This window comes from Stieleria sedimenti (assembly GCF_025060895.1).
In the GTDB taxonomy this organism is placed as follows: Bacteria; Planctomycetota; Planctomycetia; order Pirellulales; family Pirellulaceae; genus Stieleria; species Stieleria sedimenti.
The window spans coordinates 24,834-41,846 of record NZ_JANZKV010000049.1 but is presented as its reverse complement, the minus strand read 5'-3'; the positions used below and the strand labels follow the sequence as shown (position 1 = coordinate 41,846).

At 58.8% G+C, this 17,013-nt stretch carries 12 protein-coding genes; 7 read left to right on the top strand and 5 right to left on the bottom strand.

Annotated features, from left to right (window positions below; all coding sequences use genetic code 11):
• Positions 1 to 403: 403 nt before the first annotated feature.
• Entirely contained in the window at positions 404 to 2,632 is a 2,229-nt protein-coding gene (locus NZK35_RS08000; RefSeq protein WP_259632009.1) for a peroxidase family protein, read from the bottom strand.
• Between the two features lie 440 nt (positions 2,633 to 3,072).
• Here NZK35_RS08000 and NZK35_RS07995 point away from each other — a divergent pair, with 440 nt between their 5' ends.
• From NZK35_RS07995 to NZK35_RS07980, 4 genes are all read left to right on the top strand, one after another.
• A complete protein-coding gene (locus NZK35_RS07995) occupies positions 3,073 to 5,394 on the top strand; it encodes a DUF1549 and DUF1553 domain-containing protein (protein ID WP_259632008.1) in 2,322 nt (773 codons plus the stop codon).
• Positions 5,395 to 5,408: 14 nt separating this feature from the next.
• The gene (locus NZK35_RS07990) at positions 5,409 to 6,773 is read left to right on the top strand and encodes a DUF1501 domain-containing protein (protein WP_259632007.1); all 1,365 of its coding nucleotides are present in this window, start codon (positions 5,409 to 5,411) and stop codon (positions 6,771 to 6,773) included.
• 276 nt (positions 6,774 to 7,049) lie between these two features.
• A complete protein-coding gene (locus NZK35_RS07985; protein ID WP_259632006.1) occupies positions 7,050 to 7,748 on the top strand; it encodes a hypothetical protein in 699 nt (232 codons plus the stop codon).
• 143 nt (positions 7,749 to 7,891) lie between these two features.
• Positions 7,892 to 8,962, top strand: coding sequence for an NHL repeat-containing protein (locus NZK35_RS07980; RefSeq protein ID WP_259632005.1), 1,071 nt, complete (start codon positions 7,892 to 7,894; stop codon positions 8,960 to 8,962).
• Between the two features lies 1 nt (position 8,963).
• Here the strand turns inward: NZK35_RS07980 and NZK35_RS34645 are convergent, their stop codons facing one another.
• On the bottom strand, positions 8,964 to 9,785 hold the full coding sequence (locus tag NZK35_RS34645; protein WP_259632004.1) for a CBS domain-containing protein: 822 nt from the start codon (positions 9,783 to 9,785) through the stop codon (positions 8,964 to 8,966).
• Between the two features lie 136 nt (positions 9,786 to 9,921).
• Positions 9,922 to 10,938, bottom strand: a complete 1,017-nt coding sequence (locus NZK35_RS07970; protein ID WP_259632003.1) for a site-2 protease family protein — start codon at positions 10,936 to 10,938, stop codon at positions 9,922 to 9,924.
• 184 nt (positions 10,939 to 11,122) lie between these two features.
• Between NZK35_RS07970 and NZK35_RS07965 the strand changes: the two genes are divergently transcribed.
• Together NZK35_RS07965 and NZK35_RS07960 are read left to right on the top strand one after the other, a co-directional pair.
• Positions 11,123 to 11,500: a universal stress protein gene (locus NZK35_RS07965; protein WP_259632002.1), complete on the top strand. Its 378-nt coding sequence runs from the start codon at positions 11,123 to 11,125 to the stop codon at positions 11,498 to 11,500.
• Between the two features lie 208 nt (positions 11,501 to 11,708).
• Positions 11,709 to 13,049, top strand: a complete 1,341-nt coding sequence (locus NZK35_RS07960; RefSeq protein ID WP_259632001.1) for a phospholipase D-like domain-containing protein — start codon at positions 11,709 to 11,711, stop codon at positions 13,047 to 13,049.
• Between the two features lie 4 nt (positions 13,050 to 13,053).
• Here the strand turns inward: NZK35_RS07960 and NZK35_RS07955 are convergent, their stop codons facing one another.
• Entirely contained in the window at positions 13,054 to 13,587 is a 534-nt protein-coding gene (locus tag NZK35_RS07955) for a protein-tyrosine phosphatase family protein (protein ID WP_259632000.1), read from the bottom strand.
• 359 nt (positions 13,588 to 13,946) lie between these two features.
• Between NZK35_RS07955 and NZK35_RS07950 the strand changes: the two genes are divergently transcribed.
• Entirely contained in the window at positions 13,947 to 16,577 is a 2,631-nt protein-coding gene (locus NZK35_RS07950) for a sodium:solute symporter family transporter (RefSeq protein WP_259631999.1), read from the top strand.
• A 54-nt stretch (positions 16,578 to 16,631) separates the two neighbouring features.
• Here NZK35_RS07950 and NZK35_RS07945 read toward each other — a convergent pair whose 3' ends face one another.
• Positions 16,632 to 16,835 (bottom strand): dockerin type I domain-containing protein, encoded by a 204-nt coding sequence (locus NZK35_RS07945; protein WP_259631998.1) that lies wholly within the window; start codon positions 16,833 to 16,835, stop codon positions 16,632 to 16,634.
• Between the last annotated feature and the right edge of the window lie 178 nt (positions 16,836 to 17,013).

Here is a 17,013-nt window from a genome sequence, read left to right as displayed (position 1 = left end):
GGGCGTCGTGCTCGTGTGCATCCGGTTCGCCCCCAGGATCGAAGATGAACCTTTGAACAGTTATTATAAGTCTGAAGCACGTATCGATCGCCGCCAAAGATCGGCCGAACGCCAAGCAAAATCTTCCGCGTGCGAAACGCGAGGTGAAATCCGCTCGATTCACCGCACCAAGCCCGGCCAGCGAGCCCCGCTGGCGCCGAAACTGTCTCCCTTCGTGATCAACCGGCCCGAAGAATCGCAGTCGTAGCGGCGCCGTTTGTTGGCGGAACGGGGGCAAGCGGCCTGTCGATCGAGCTGCGTAGGGCATGCTGTGCATGCCAATGAACCCGTAGGGCAATGCTGTGCATGCCAATGGGCCGTCGGCACGCCTGACCTACCACGCCCACCCGCGACCGCAGCCGCATCACACCAACAACTCGAAATCGATCCCTTTCAGCCGCGTGCTTCCGTTGGAAATCAACACGTCCACCACTTCACCGCTGTCGGTCAAGCGGACTTGGTAGTCGCCGGTTTCTTCAAAGGATCGGAAACGATAATTGCCACGACTGTCGGTCACCGTGGTGTCGATCACTTCGCCGCTGTCGTTGAGTAGCTCCACCGCCGCCCCTTCGACGGCAGCCGAGCGTCCCCGATCGACGGCCCCGCCTCGTTGGGAAGAACGAGACAAACGGTCGCCCGCGGTGGTGTCGACGGTGACTCGGCCGCGAACTTCGGCGAGCATGAAGAACACGTTTTCCTGCAGCCCCTCGACCGTTGTATTCCGCTCGATCACATCGGCGAGCGAGGTCTGTTCAATCGCACGCAGCTCCTGCCCATCGAAGACGTTTTCATAGTAGAACCGGTCACCGTCGCGCAAACGTTGGAATTGATCGGCGATGATGGTGGACGTCAGCTCACCGACAGACGCTCCACGCACGTGATCTTCGGCCATCAGCCCGACCCACAGGTCGATGTTGTCGACATCACCGTACAACGATTCCAGTTTTTCCCGCAGCTCCACATCGCTGGTGATGTCGCCAAACGATTCAACAGCGTCCAGCCCGTACGCCTGTCGCGTCGTGTTGTAGTCATTCAGTCCGTGATCGCGGCCGCGTTGGATGTTCAACGCCACCAAGTCGAAGCCGCCGGCGCCGGGTGCCCCGAACAGAAAGTTTCTCAAGCTATCGACGACTTCTAAATCGATTTCTTGCGATTGCGAGGAAGCGTCGTACTTGAGGATCGCGTCGATGCCTGTTTCTTCCAGCAGCGTGGGGTTGAAGAATGCGTCTTTCAGTTCGACCGCGTCGTGAACCTCGCGACCATCGTTGTCAAAGAACTCGATGTCGTCGTTCAACGTGCTGTGTCCGAACCGAAACGCCGCGGTGGAGAATTCAGTCGCGATCGTCGGGTCCACCGACGAATCGTAGCCTTCGTAAGGTGTCAGAGCGTTGTTCCCGAGCAAAGCCGGCATGAATTCGTTGTAAGTGATCGATTGAATTTCAGCGATCACGATCGCACGGGCGCGCTGGTAAATCTCTTCGTCGGTCAGCGAATCATCGGTCGCAGCGATCTCCTCGGCCAAACGATTGTGCTCGCGAACGAACAGCGTCTGGATCGCGGTCAGCGAGATGTTCTCACTGGCGCGAACGTCACCGGCGATCACGCCGCCGTCTTCACCGATCGGCAGCAATCCGTCGTCTTCAATCACCAGCATTCCTCCTTCAAAGGTCCGCAGTCGATCGGCGGTCTCCTGATCGCTACCGTAAACTTGCGAGCCGTCGATGAAGGCGGTGATCGAACTGACCTGTTGACGTGGGTTGTCGACCGAGGTTTCGGTCTCCGGGTCAAATTCCGATCTCGTCAACGGAATGATCACTTCGCCACTGCCCGTTGGATCAAACAGCGGATCACCGGCCGGAACCTCGATGGCAAACAGTTCGCCATCGGTTTGCGTTTCTGTCAAGTCGATGTCGTGATCGATGAACTGCCCCCAAACGTACAGGAATGCGGACAACCCGCGTTCATTCTTGGTCCCGTCGCCTTCGACATCCGACAGGGTGTTGCTGATCTCACGGGCGCTCGGCCGGTCGGCCCCGGCGGGCGTGGAGATGCCGTCTTCATAGTCCGCCTCAGCGATCCGCAGCAACGCTTCCCCGGTGCTTCCGAGTTCGGGGTTGTCGAGGTTGTTTCCGGTGCCGTCGATCGAGCGAACTTCGTCGGGCAATTCGGGAATCACGCTCGTGGCTGCGTCGTTTCGATCGCCGCGTGAGGAATCGTCCACGGTCCCGTTGCGCTCTCGTCCGAGTCGATTGATGACCCTCAATGCGTCGAGCACACTTCGGCGTCCATCGTTGTTGACGTCCGTGAATTGCAGGGCACCGTCGCCGCCGTTGCGGTTCATCGAATTGAGAATGATCAGCGCATCGACGGCGGAGACTTCGCCATCGTCGTTGACGTCTTCGGCATCGAAAACGTTGTGTCGAAAAGCGTCGAAGTCCGCCGCAAGTAAGCGACGTCTTTCCAGCGTTTCCCCCCGCAGGGGGCGACGTTTCCGTCGACCGCTCGGGACGGACGCGTCTCGCCGGACCAGACGTTCTAGGACTCGGATTTGAAGTCGGCGGAAAGAATCGGAAGCTGAATGGAAAAGGCTCATGGGAATTGCGCTCACACTGAGGAGGAAAAGAGACGAGGAGGCGGGCGGGGAACGACGCCTCTCACTATCGGGGAACATCCGCCGCGAGGATGTCACGCCCGCAGCTCACGTTTCGCGTTTGTTCCCGCGTTTCGTACCCTGAAACACCGGAGGGCTCGCGCCCTACCGCTAACAATCAATCGAAGAAACACCGGAGGGCTCGCGCCCTACCGCTAACGATCAATCGAAGTGTTAGCGGAACGGCGCGAGCCGTCCGGTCGCGTTTCAAAAACACCCTGAAACACCGGACGGCTTCCCCCCCCGCCGCTCGCTCATTTGCTATAGTGAATACCCCGCGATTGCACCCCACCTCCGCAGTTCCACGTCCGCTGATGCCTGGATCACCGTCCCAAACGTGATCGACCACGCCGACCTGCGACCTGCCTCCTGCTGAAATCGATATGTTCCGCACGTTTGCCTTGCCGCTGCTCGTCGCGACAGTCTGCATCCTCTTCGCCCGACCTCTTCGTGCCGACCAAACGTCACCCGCCGCCGCGTCCCCGCCTGCGGCCCCAGCCCTGGAATTCACGACCGACGTCATGCCGGTGCTGTCCAAGGCCGGGTGCAACCTGGGGACCTGTCACGGCAACTTGAACGGCAAGGGCGGATTGAAGTTGTCTCTGCGTGGTCAAGACCCTCAGTACGACTACGAGATGTTGGTTCGTGCCGCCAAGGGACGCCGCATCAACGTCGCCGCGCCGGAGTTGAGTCTGTTTCTGCGGAAAGCATCCGGCGGTGTTGCACATGGGGGCGGCACTCGCTTTTCCACCGACTCGCCCTCGTATCAGCTGCTCACACATTGGTTGCGTCATGGTGCGCCGGGGCCGTCCGCCGAAGCGCCGCGATTGATCGGACTGGAGGTGCAACCGACGCAAGCGATCGTCGCCGATCCAGATCGAGCCCTTTCGGTCCATGTCACCGCAACGTTTTCCGACGGTACATCGCGTGACGTCACCGATACGGCCTGTTACGAACTGTCCAATTTGAACGCGACGGTCGATGCCGACGGCGTTGTCACTCGCGACAAGTTCGGCGAAACCACCCTGATCGTTCGCTACCTGCAAGAACAACGTCCCGTACCGATCGCCTTCATCGAATCACGGCCCGATTTCGTCTGGAGCGATTCCCAGCCGTTCAACGAAATCGATCGACATGTTTTTGCAAAACTGAAACGCTTACGGATCAATCCTTCGCCCCTGTGCGAAGACACCGTGTTTGTTCGCCGCGCTTATTTAGATGCGATCGGAAGAATCCCGACGGCCGACGAAGCCAAAGCATTTGTGTCCGATCCGGCCTCCGACAAACGCGACCGATTGATCGACCGATTGATCGCCCTGCCCGAGTTCGCGGATTATTGGGCGTTGAAGTGGGCCGACGTCCTGCGAACCGAAGAAAAGGTATTGGACACCGAAGGCGTGGAAGTCTTTCACGGTTGGATCCGAGACAGCATCGCATCGGGCCGTCCCTTGGATCAGTTCGTCCGCGATTTGGTCACGGGAACGGGCAGCACGTTCGAGCAACCGGCGGCCAACTATTACCGTGCCAACCGCGACCCATCGACACGGGGCGAAACCACCGCACGTCTTTTCCTCGGGACCCGGTTGCAGTGCGCCAAGTGCCACAACCATCCGTTCGATCGCTGGACGCAAGATGATTATTACCAATGGTCGTCGCTGTTTTCGCAAATCGGTTACGAAATCGGCGAGAACAAACGGCAAGACAAACTGGACAAGAATGAATTTGCCGGTGATCAAACCGTGTTGGTCGCCAAGATGGATGAAGTCCGCAATCCGACCACCGACCGTGTCGCGTCACCAAAATTTCTCGGCGGCAACCGACTCGACGACCAAGCAATGAAGGACCGTCTGGCCGCGCTGGCGGATTGGCTGACGGCCCCGGACAACAGGCTGTTTGTCCAATCCCAGACGAACTTCATCTGGTACCAGTTGATGGGGTTGGGCCTGGTCGATCCGATCGATGATTTTCGCTTGACCAATCCGCCCAGCAACCCTCCGCTGATGGACTGGCTCGCATCGCACTTTGCCGACAGCGGCTTTGACATCCGCAGCCTGGTCGGCACGATCATGAAATCGAGAACGTATCAGCTTTCCGCCGAACCGAACGCAACCAACGTCAACGACAGCACCTGTTACTCGCGAGCCTACGTGCGGCGGTTGCCGGCCGAAGTGATCCTGGACATGCAAAGCGACGTCCTCGACTCCCCGGCTCGCTTCCTCGGCTATCCCACGGGCATCCGAGCCGTACAGATTCCCGGCGTACGCAGCAAGCAGGCCCGCAAAAGCGCTCCCGAAGCCGGGGACCGTTTCTTGAAAACCTTCGGCAAACCGGATCGGATTCTTGCCTGCGATTGCGAACGCTCCAACGAAACGACGCTCAAGCAAGTGTTCGTGTTGGTCGGTGATGGACTGAATGATCGTCTCGCATCGCCGACCAATCGAATCGCCCGTTTGGCGCTATCCAAACGATCCGACGCCGAGGTGGTCGAGGAACTCTATTGGACGGCTCTGTCACGCCCGCCGACCGAGGCCGAGCAAACCGCAGCGCTGCAATTGATCCATGGCCCCAATCACAATCCGGCAACGTCTTGGCAGGACCTGCTCAACGCCGTGGTGACCAATCCGTCGGGCAACAAACGGGCCGACGCCTTACAAGACATCGCGTGGGCGTTGTTGAACGCCAAAGAATTTTTGTTCCGCAAATAGAATCATCTATCACCATGAGAATTCCTCCAATGGATCGACGTTCGGTTTTGCGTGTCGGCGGCGCGGGCATGCTGGGGCTGACCCTGCCGAACCTGATGCGTGCGGCCGAGCGTGCCACGTCGATCAAACCGAGAGCCAAATCGGTGATTTTCTTGTTTCAGTGGGGCGGGCCCAGCCAGCTCGACACCTTTGACATGAAACCCGACGCGCCCGAATCGGTGCGCAGCCCCTATCGCCCGATCTCGTCCAGCGCCGATGGGATTCAGGTCTGCGAACTGTTGCCCGAGACGGCCAAACGGATGCACCATGCGACGCTAATTCGCACGATGACACACACGATGAAAAATCATGCGTCGGCGGGGTACTACGCGCTCAGCGGCCACGAACCACCCAGTGACGACCAACGTTTGCGTGATTCGCTGGATCTGTATCCCGCCTACGGTAGCGTCGTCGACCATCTCAGCCCCAACCAAAACGGCATGCCGACCTCGGTGGCCTATCCGCATGTGATCCGCGATGGCTCGATCGTTCCGGCCCAGCATGCCAGCTTTCTCGGCAAACGCCACGACCCATTGTTGTTCTTGGAAGACCCCAATGACCGGGACTTCAAATTGCCCGAGCTGAGTCTGCCGCGGGGGCTTTCGGTCGACCGGCTTCACCGCCGCCGCGAGATGCAAAAACTGGTCGACGCCCAGACCAGGTTGCTCGACTATTCGGACCAGGCTCGCGGGTTCGACGATTACTACGAACGGGCGATTTCGATGCTGACGTCCGACCGCGTCCGCAAGGCGTTCGATCTGTCGGCTGAGAAAGAATCCGTGCGAGACCGTTATGGCAGGACGACGTACGGCCAAAGCTGTTTGATGGCGCGTCGACTGGTCGAATCGGGTGTGAAATTCGTGACCGTCTATTTCTCGGCCAGCATCGGCGGACGCCGCGTCAACGACGGCGGCTGGGACACGCACGGATTCGACAACACACGCATGTACGAGATCGTCAACAAGTACCAGCTGCCGATCACCGACCAAACACTACCGGCGCTATTGGACGACTTAGAAGAACGCGGACTGCTCGATGAAACGCTGGTCGTCTGGATGGGCGAATTCGGCCGCACACCGCAGATCAACAAGAACCTCAGCCGCGATCACTGGCCGCAGTGTTACACGGCACTGTTGGCCGGCGGCGGCGTCAAGAAAGGCTACGTCTACGGCAAATCCGACGAACACGCCAGCCGGCCCGCCGAGCATCCGGTCAAACCCGAAGACCTGGCCGCCACCATCTACCAACTTCTCGGCATCGATCCGGCAACCGAAATCTACGACCGCAACAACCGCCCCCTGATCATCGGCGGCAACACGCTGCACGACGTCATCGCCTGAACGAAAAGTTGATGCGGATGCGTGTTGGTGTCCAGGCTTTAGCCGCCCAAGCTCTCTGCATCGCAGCGAGCGCAAAAAGGGGAAAGGGGTTTTATACGCGAGGCCAACGCGCAAAGGGGACGGGGGTTGTTTACGAATCCGAAGCCGGCCCCAGTTTCCGAAACGGAAAGTGTCGCGTCGCAGCCACAACCTTTTCGCGTGGCCGCCGTTGCGATGTGGGTTGGCAGGGACTGGGAGTCAATGCCTACAATATCGACTTCCACCGCTGGAGCACTCATGAATCGAAAAACCTGGACGACGTCCCGTGTGGGAATCACCCTCGCGATTGTGTTGCTGGTCGTCGCCGTCATCGCGACCGCAGCCTGGTCACTGCGACCGGTCAGTCACCTCGCAATCGGCGCGCATCAGACCCGCTTCGTCGTGCCATGCGACTACGACAAATTTCGCCAGATCATGGTGAGAAAGAATGCGACGGCGGCGATCGTCGAACGGTCGGGTATGGAATTGATTGACGTCCGAATTCGGGACGTGCAAGTGGACGCCAGTGCCGACGATCGACCATTGCTCAACGCGATTCGAGGCAAATCAAAAATGAACCTCGACGCAATCAGACAGATCAGGGTGCGACTGGACGATCCGGCGATCGACGCGGACGAACTGGCGCTGCGGCAACAGGCCACGATTGAAACCGATTCGATGAATGTGGTGACGAAGTCGATTGCTGCGGCAGGCAATCTGGAAAGCTACGAGACAACACTCCAGGCACGGCCGAGTGACGATCGCACCGAGGTCCAGGTAACCGTCGAAATGAAAGTCCGCGTTGACGTGCCAAAGTTGTTCACCAACCGGGCGGACGCAAGAGTCCAACAGGCTGCCGAAGAGGCGATCAACGAACAGGCGCGTTCGATCGAGATGTTTATCGCCGAACATGCCGACAAACGCTTGATTCTGCCCGAACTGGGAGGCGGGAATTAGGCGAGTGGCATGCACAGCATGCCCTACGCCGCTGGGAGGCGGGAATTAGGGGAGTGGCATGCACAGCATGCCCTACGCCGCTCGTCGCTGAGTTAGACTGGGTGCTTTCGTCCCCCGAACCTTCCTCCCACACCGGACCGTTCATGCCCACGCCACACACCCGAAGAACGTTCCTCGCCGCCACTGCCGCGGCGGTCGCCGCCCCTGCGATCATCACGTCCAAACGAACTGACGCTCAAGACGTCGTCGGCAGCGGTGAGTTCCAATTTCGATGCCAACACCACTGGCCGCAGTTGCCGGACAAGTACCATTGGCAAATCACGCACAACGTCACGATGGACGGCGACAATCGCCTGTACGTGATCCACGAAGGCGACGCCCAAAAATCCGATCACCCCTCGATCTTTGTGTTCGACGAAGAGGGGCGATTCGTCAAAGCATTTGGCCAGCAGTTTCAGGGTGGCGGCCACGGGCTGGACATCCGCGTCGAAGACGGCACACCGTTCTTGTACGTCAGCGGATACCAACACCTCAAGACGATCGCAAAGCTGACGCTCGATGGTGAAGTGGTTTGGCAAAAGTATGCACCGATGAAATCGGACCGCTACGCCGACGGTGAAGCCAGTGACCCGAAAAAGATCTGGGGTCGCGACCGATTCATGCCGACCAACTTTGCTTTCTTGCCCGACGGCGATTTCCTGTTGGCCGACGGATACGGCGCATACTGCATCCACCACTACGACGCCGATGGGAATTGGAAAGGCCACTTCGGTGGCGCCGGCAAGGGCGAAGGCACCTTCAACCTTCCCCACGGCATCTGGGTCGATGACCGCGACGGCATCGAATCACGAATCGTGGTGGCCGACCGAGCCAACCACACGTTGCAGTTGTTCGACATGAACCACCGCTACAAACAGACCGTCGAGGGTTTTGGATTGCCGGCGAATGTCGACACGCACGGGGACCTGATGCTGGTCCCGGAACTCGTCGCCCGGGTTTCGCTGTTGGATTTGAATTACAAACCAGTGGCAACGCTCGGTGACGACCGTGAGCGGATTTTGGCAGACAAAAAGCGATCGGTTCGCTCCGACGAGTCACGCTGGCAGGACGGCAAGTTCATCCACCCGCACGACGCCTGTTTTGATTTGGAAGGAAACATCCACGTCGCCGAATGGGTCGCCACCGGACGCGTCACCAAGCTGACTCGCGTGTGATCTATTTCAACAGGCTGAGTAACACGTCTTTGGCCGTCACCATTCCGACCACCGTGTCGGTTTCGTCGCTGACCAGGACAAAGGAGCACTTGGTTCGTTGCAGGACTGGCAGAAGATCGCTGACCGGTCGTGATCGATGCATCACCGCCAGCGGGTTGGCGAGCAGTCTCAGATCAAACGCATCCGATTCGGCCGATAGAATCTGCTCAATGCCCACCCAGCCGATCAAACCGTTGCCGGAATCTTCCGCGACGGGATAGCAGGAATGCGGGGATTGACGAATGCGGTCCAAGGTCTCCATCATCGAATTGGAAGCCTTGAGTTCGATCATCGCCTTGCGAGGCCGCATCACGGCACCGATCGTGACGTCCTGGAACGGCGACTCATCGACGGGCTGGAATTCGACGCTCGCGCGGCTTCCGGCCTGTCCGGACGTCTGCATCGGGGATGCTGGACGCCCCTCCGCTTCGTCTTCCGGTGGATCGAGTTCGATGTTGCAGTTGAAGCAAACCGAAATGCTGCTCGGATAGACCGCGCCACAATTGCTGCAGTGACGAGTCCGCCCGTCGTCTTCCGGCACGACGGGTTTGCCGAAACTGTCGATGATTCGCATCACACCGGTATCGCTGAGCGACCGTGCCTCGACCGGTGGTGAGCCGCTGACTTGTGTGACAACGGCCGCGGTCGATTCGGGGCGGTCAAATCGAAAGGTCGCTTGGCAATGCGGGCAGCGGACTTCGCGGTGCAGCCATCCCAGGTCGCCGCGGACCCGATGTCCGTTGGGGCATTCGGTCGTCACGTATTCGTTGGACTCGGCGGTCACGACTGATTCTCATCGGCTGGGAAGGCGTTACGTTTTCGACGCCGCATCGACGACGGGGTGCACGATTCTGCTGCGTCAATGATTGCAGATGCGGCCGCGTCACGCCAGTTCGCTACCGAAATGTAGCCCTTGGAGACTACATCGAGGGTGAGCGAAGGTTTCGAAACGGCAGGAACCGACCGGATAAAAGTCGTTCCAAGGTGAACGACCCCATCCCTGCCGCGACGGCTTTGAGCAAGTCGCACTTGCGGACAACCGCCACCACCACGCCGTGACTGGACACCAAGAACTCGTCAACCGACTGGCTAGACAACCAGCCCAGAACATTACGGGCATCCCATTGTGCGTTGACCACCGGCAATGACTGCTCGGCGGCTGCCGACTGGGGACTTGCCGGCTGGAGGGACACCTGCTCCAGCGGAAGCGGTTGCTCGCCCGTCGAGTCGATCGGTCGCCAGCCGCGTCGTTCCCATTCCGCCTCGCGCTCCACCATCATGGCTTCGCCGCGACCGGCCAAGAACACGAATCCGGCCAGGATGACCAGCATCAGGTTCGCCGACAGCAGCCCGAACAACGCGAACAAGACGGCCACCACTTGGCCTACGCTGGCGGCGAGGCGTGTCGCGTTGCGATAGGGCATGCCCATCGCCAACAGTGCTCGTAAGACTCGACCGCCGTCCATCGGGAACGCCGGCAGCATGTTGAAGACCACCAGTGCCACGTTGACCCACGCCAGCTGACCGAGAAACGCCAACACACCGTCGGCGAAGATCGACGTCGCGGCCAGTAGGGGCAGCAACGCGAACAACGCCGTCGCGATCACCACGTTCACGGCCGGCCCAGCGATTGCAATCGCCAACTCTTGCCAGGGGCTGCGCGGGATCCGTTGCAAACTGGCGACACCCCCGATCGGAAGCAGGGTGATATCACGGGTGGGAATCCCGAACCGGCGGGCGGTCAGGGAGTGCCCCAGTTCATGCAACACCACGCAGCCGAAGATCGCGAAAACCAGCAACACTGCCACGGTGGCAGCGACCGCGCCGCTGCCCGCCGCCAGGCTTGAGTAGTAAATCCATATCGGCAGCAGCAAAAACGTCCAGTGAATCCGCACGTCAATGCCAGCAAGCCGTCCTAAATGCCAAGAACCATTCATTCCAGTCGCTCCAAAAAACTAATGACACACCTCTCCACTGCATTTCCCGTGCCATTCCACGCCGACGGACTTTGCCGGTCCAGCGCAGCGGTGCCACGTAACTCGGTATGATTGATGTAAGCCCAGTGGATGATGGGCGATTCGGGATGGAGTCCGCCTGAACCCTCAAGAGAGAAGGATTGAAATGAAGATCTTAGTGCCGACCGCTGGCGAAGAAGCGGCCGTCGAAATCGCTGATTACGTGATTCTTGTCGCACGGCAACTCGACGCCGAACTGACCGTGCTACACATCCTGAAGCAGGACGAATCGAAGGCCAACGGAAGGGATTGCTGCGCGGTGTTTCTCGAAGCGGCTCATGACACCGGGGTATCGGTCACGTCCAAGGTGGCGACCGGAAACCTGGTCCACACCATCATCGCGGCGGCCAAAGAGATCGACGCAGATCTTATCTTGATGGGTGCCAGCAGCGGAACGGTGGTCGAAAACTGGCTCAGTGCCAACGTGATGGATGAATGCGAAATCCCCGTTCTGGTGGTTCCCCACTGCTACCGCCAGTTTTAAGCGGCCGGCAAGGCACGGTTTATCACTCCATCTCTCTCATCAGGCTTGATGTCCGCAGAGCGAACGACCGTTGCAAACCGACACTCTTTGTCCCAGTTCAGGTCTCGCGCCACGATGCCGATCAATCAGTAACGGTTCGCTTCGTTCGGCAGGACTTATGGACAAATCGATTCTTCCCTTTCATCGTCGAGACGCTGCAAGATTTCCAATGCGTTTCAATGCGATGATGGTCCTGATGATCTTCGGTTTTCCGGCGGTCGGCTTTGCGGGCGGCAGCAGCCTGCGCGTCCTGGAGAGCAGCCGAGAGTCGCTTCAAGCTCGGGTCGATCTGATCCAGCAAGCCCGCCAAACGATCGACTTGTCGTACTACGCCATCGACACCGATGAAGTCCCGGTCGCCATTTTAGAGTTGCTGCGTCAAGCCACGCATCGGGGCGTACGCGTGCGGATCTTGGTGGACGGATTGAAATCGCGATTGCCGTCGAAATTTGAGCATTATCTGAGGACGTATGGGATCGAGGTCCGGGTCTATCACCCGCTGCGTCAAGGCAATCCGAGTTGGCTGAATCGACGGCTGCACTCCAAGCTGATGGTGGTCGACACCTGTCATGCCGTGGTGGGAAGCAGCAATCTTGAGAACGGACATTTCGAGTTCCGACGACCGCGTGAGTTTGTCGATTGTGACGCGTTTGTCTCTGGTGAAATCGCCCAACGGTCACAAGCGTACTTCGATTGGCTGTGGGCAACACCAGATGTCCAACCGGCACCGGAGCGAGATTCATTGGGTTTGGACATTCTCAGCTACCGCCCCTTTGGAAAGAGCGATTGGAAAAATTCCTGGCGTGATGCCAACGGCCCCGCGGATTATCAGCAATTGCTGAGCGAGGCCTTGCAACGGGTCGTTTGTCGCTGCGGCGTGCACTTGGACTGGCAGCGCGACTGGGCCGCAGAATCGATGCAAGGGATCGAAATGGAGCTCTTGTTCGACCGTTCGTCCGATAAATCCGAGCGTCACGTCAATCACCAAATCGTTCGGATGATGGATCAAGCAAAGCGATCTCTGTTCATCGAATCGCCTTATCCCGCCTTCGATCGGTCGGTTCGCTCTGCCATCTCTCGGGCACGAAAACGTGGCGTTTGCGTGACCATCCTGACCAATTCGCTTGATTCGACGGACCAGTTAAACGTTTACGCGGCCTACCAGAATCACAAGCGGGGATTGTTGCGTGAAGGTGTTCGGCTGCTTGAATATGTCGGAGCGGAGACCCTGCACGCCAAGACGATGCTGGTCGACGACTGCTGTTGGATGTTGGGCAGTTACAACTTTGACGCTCGATCGAATCAGCTCAATTTGGAGCTTTGCATCGTCTCCAACGATCCGGCCGGCGCGGAGCAGCTGCGATCCAACGTGCGATCACGACTCGCCAAATCGGCCTCGGTACCTGCAGGAACGTTGTTGCTGTCGGTCGGACAAGACGCCGCGGCGCCCAAGCGCGCTCGATTGATGATGAAGCGAACCGTGATCGAACTTTATCGCGAACTGCTCTGACACTCTATCGCAGACAGCTCTGTGCACCGACGTGCTGCCAGAAATAGCGATCGAGACCTTCCAGGTTGGTGTTGAACTGCTGAGCCTTCCAGGTCGTGAAGGCGTGCCGAGGCTCCCATCCGAAATACTCGATCCGGTACAGTGCCACCAGCAATCCCACTCGATCGAGTCCGAGATTGCAGTGGAAGTAAACAGGACCGGCACAACCGCTGGTCAGCTGTGCCAAGATGGTTGGCACGTTTCCGGTTCGAATCGGGAAGAAGCCCATCGGAATGCGGCGGTACGCGATCCCCAGTTTGGCCGCCCGCCGCTTTTCTTTTCCGCTGGCAAATACCTTGAACGTCCGGACGTCGATGATCCGTTGGACGCCCAATCGACGCAGTTTCGCAAAATCGACATCGCTTTTCGGAGCGGCGCCGTAATAGATCTGGCCGTCCAAGTGATGGATGTCGAGCGTGTCGCCCGGATGGTCCATGGCGCCGCACGAATCAGAACATGCGAGAACCAGCGAGCTTGCGACGATCAGAAGAATCAACATGCGAGCACAACGAAGGACGGAGCGGTGACTGGGATCGTGATACGGCAACCAACAATTATGACACGCAATCCTGGTTCAGGCCCGAGAAATCAGAGGGACGTCGATCGGCTTACCGACAACTCGAAACATCGGCAGGTTCATACATCGCGGCGCAAACCGCGCAGCCACGCCGCAATCTTCGTGGGACGCCGACCACTAAAAAACTCGCCATCGGATCCGTCGACACACAACGCCGCTTTCCAAATACGTTTATCCTTCTTGTGCTCTGCCCCTTATCCGCTCGAACACAACCACGAACACCAGCGGATCAATCCATGGAATCACACAGCAGCCTGTACGACAATCACGCAAAGAATCCAATGACACGATTCCTCAAGATCCTGCTTTTCCTCGCAGCGGTCGCATCATCCGATCAGGCGATCGCTCAGGAGATGCTGTCGTGGACTGAACTGCCGCCGATGCCCGATAAACTCGGTTTCGCGGGACCGTTTGTCGGCGTTCACAACGACGCCATGATTGTGGCCGGTGGAGCGAATTTCCCCAAGCCGGTTTGGGAGAACGACAAAGTCTGGCACGATCGCATCTTTGTCATGACCAGAGATGGTGACGATTACGAATGGAAAGACGGCGGCAGGCTGCCCCGGGCGATCGCGTACGGAGCGTCCGTCTCGACTCCAGACGGTGTGGTTTGCATCGGCGGAAACGATTCCCAAGAAACCTTTGACGACGTGTTCGTACTGAGTTGGGACGCACAGTCTGAACGCGTTTCGAGGACGGCGTATCCTTCGCTGCCAAAACCCTGTGCGTTTGCCGCCGCGACGAGGATCGACGACGTGATCTATCTCGCCGGCGGTCAAAGCGGCCCGTCGTTGGAAACCGCGATGACGAATTTCTGGACGTTGGACTTGTCGAAAAAGACCAGCAACGACGAGTTCGGGTGGCAGGAATTACCCGGCTGGCCGGGACCGCCGCGGGCCTTGAACCTGACCGTCAGCCAACACAACGGCTACAACGATTGCGTGTACGTCATCAGCGGGCGCAACCAAGACGGGCCTGCCGACGACCCTGACAGCTACCAGTTTCTGCGCGACGTTTGGGAATTCAATCCCAACACCGCCAGCTGGCGACAACGAAGCGACGCACCGCGATGCTGGATGGCCGGAACGAGTATCAAGTATGGGCAAAGTCATCTACTCGTCCTCGGCGGCGCCACCGAGGAACTGTTCTTCCGATCCGACGCGCTCAAGGATGACCATCCAGGCTTTGGCAACGAAACGGCTGCCTACCACACCATCACCGACACTTGGGTTTCCGCCGGAAACAATCCCGTCACCCAGGTGACGACCACGGCCGTCCAGTGGGGCGACGAGATCATCGTGCCGACCGGTGAAGTGCGACCACGCACCCGCACGCCGAACGTCTATCGCGTTGCAGTCCAGCGAACCGATCACAGTTTCGGAATGGTCAACTATGTGGTGCTGTTCGGCTATCTGGCATCGATGGTCGGCGTCGGAGTTTATTTTGCGCGAAAGAACAAGAATACGGACGACTTCTTTCGCGGGGGCCGCCACATTCCCTGGTGGGCGGCTGGGTGCAGCATCTTCGCGACGATGCTGAGTTCGTTGACGTTCACCGGCATCCCGTCCAAGGCGTATGCGCAGGACTGGGTCTATTCGATCGGCAATTTCATGATCCCGGTCGTCGCGATTGTGGCGGTATTCGTCGCGATGCCGTTTTTTCGTCGCATCGATGCCACCAGTGCGTACGAATATTTAGAAAAGCGGTTCAGCCGACCGGTCAGGCTGTTTGGAAGCGCCAGCTTCACGCTGTTCCATCTCTTTCGCATGGCCGTCGTGATGTCATTGACCGGATTAGCGATGGCCGTCGCGACACCCTTGACACCGACGCAATCGGTGTTGCTGATGGGAGTGCTGAGCATTCTCTATTGCACGATGGGGGGCGTCGAAGCGGTGATCTGGACCGACACCCTCCAAACGCTGGTACTGTTCGGCGGAGCACTGCTCGCGATCGTCTTGTTGGTGATGGGCACCGACGGCGGACTGGGCGGCTTCTTGACCGCAGCAGACAACGCCGACAAGTTTCAGATCGCGAACTTGCACCTGAGTCCGACGAGTGCCCAAATCGCTTTATGGGTCATCGTCGTCGGAGCGATCGGCCAGAACCTGTCGTCCTACACCGCCGACCAGGCCGTCGTTCAGCGTTACATGACGACCGCCGATCAAAAGCTCGCGGCGCGTTCGATCTGGACGAACGCCGTGCTAACGATTCCCTCGACGCTGTTGTTTTTCGGCATCGGCACGGCGCTGTTCGCGTTCTATCAATCGAACCCCGGCCGACTGGACCCCACGATTTCGACCGACCAGGTCTTTCCCTACTTCATCGCCCATGAGATGCCGATCGGTTTGGCAGGGCTGGTGGTCGCCGGAGTTTTTGCGGCGGCACAGTCGACCGTTTCGACCAGCATGAATTCCACCGCGACGGCTTTGGTGACGGACTTCCTGCGACCTTTTCATGTTTGCCATTCCGAAGGCGGCTATCTCACTGCGGCGCGCGGACTGACGCTTGTGACGGGTGTGATCGGAACCTTGCTGGGGCTGGTGTTCGTCAATCCCGAAATCAAATCGCTGTTCGATACGTTTCTGGTCGTGATCGGTTTGTTTATGGGCGTGCTGGGGGGGCTATTCGTGCTGGGCGGCACGACAACACGCGCCAGTTCCAGCGGGGCGATGACCGGCGCGTTGGTCGGCGCAGCGGTGATGTTCAGCCTTTGGAAATTCACTGCGATCAACGGTTACTTGTACACGACATGCGGCATCACCACGTGCTTCATCGTCGGTTACATCACGAGTCTTGCCTCGCCAAAGTCGGATCGCGACCTGACCGGTCTGACCATTCATACGCTGCGGGCCACAGACTTGCGGGCTACTGAGTGGAAGACCGGCACCCTGAACACGGACGGTCTGCGCTGAAGACGTCATGCCGAAGAAGAGATCAGGGCAACCGAAGCCATTGAAAGATGGCATTTAGATAGGCCCGTCGCCCGTCAACGCGTCTTGTTCGTCGCGGTTGATGACAAGCCGAGCATCAAGTGCAGTGACGCGACCATTTTGATTGGTGTCCACGACCAAATCGCCTTCACTGTTTGAATCCACGTATTGCCGATGATTGATCAACCAGGCATCAAACGGCGAGTCGGATCCGCCGCCCTTGGCAACTGGCGATGACATCAACGTAGCCGTGGCATTTGCAATAGCCGCGTCCTCCGTTTTCTTCAGCAGGCCGTTCCACATGTGCTGGGAAGATTCAGGCGGACCGACGTTATCGGGATTTAAGTGTTCGGCAAGATCGCGTCCCCCGTCGCCGTGTTTGATTAGCGCGATGCGATGGTCTGGATATTCGTCGGCA

Bases quoted from the DNA above. Each gene is read 5' to 3' on its own strand.
- NZK35_RS08000 (WP_259632009.1), bottom strand. From the start codon at position 2,632: ATGAGCCTTTTCCATTCAGCTTCCGATTCTTTCCGCCGACTTCAAATC.
- NZK35_RS07995 (WP_259632008.1), top strand. From the start codon at position 3,073: ATGTTCCGCACGTTTGCCTTGCCGCTGCTCGTCGCGACAGTCTGCATC.
- NZK35_RS07990 (WP_259632007.1), top strand. From the start codon at position 5,409: ATGAGAATTCCTCCAATGGATCGACGTTCGGTTTTGCGTGTCGGCGGC.
- NZK35_RS07985 (WP_259632006.1), top strand. From the start codon at position 7,050: ATGAATCGAAAAACCTGGACGACGTCCCGTGTGGGAATCACCCTCGCG.
- NZK35_RS07980 (WP_259632005.1), top strand. From the start codon at position 7,892: ATGCCCACGCCACACACCCGAAGAACGTTCCTCGCCGCCACTGCCGCG.
- NZK35_RS07970 (WP_259632003.1), bottom strand. From the start codon at position 10,938: ATGAATGGTTCTTGGCATTTAGGACGGCTTGCTGGCATTGACGTGCGG.
- NZK35_RS07965 (WP_259632002.1), top strand. From the start codon at position 11,123: ATGAAGATCTTAGTGCCGACCGCTGGCGAAGAAGCGGCCGTCGAAATC.
- NZK35_RS07960 (WP_259632001.1), top strand. From the start codon at position 11,709: ATGCGTTTCAATGCGATGATGGTCCTGATGATCTTCGGTTTTCCGGCG.
- NZK35_RS07955 (WP_259632000.1), bottom strand. From the start codon at position 13,587: ATGTTGATTCTTCTGATCGTCGCAAGCTCGCTGGTTCTCGCATGTTCT.
- NZK35_RS07950 (WP_259631999.1), top strand. From the start codon at position 13,947: ATGACACGATTCCTCAAGATCCTGCTTTTCCTCGCAGCGGTCGCATCA.
- NZK35_RS07945 (WP_259631998.1), bottom strand. From the start codon at position 16,835: ATGTCATCGCCAGTTGCCAAGGGCGGCGGATCCGACTCGCCGTTTGAT.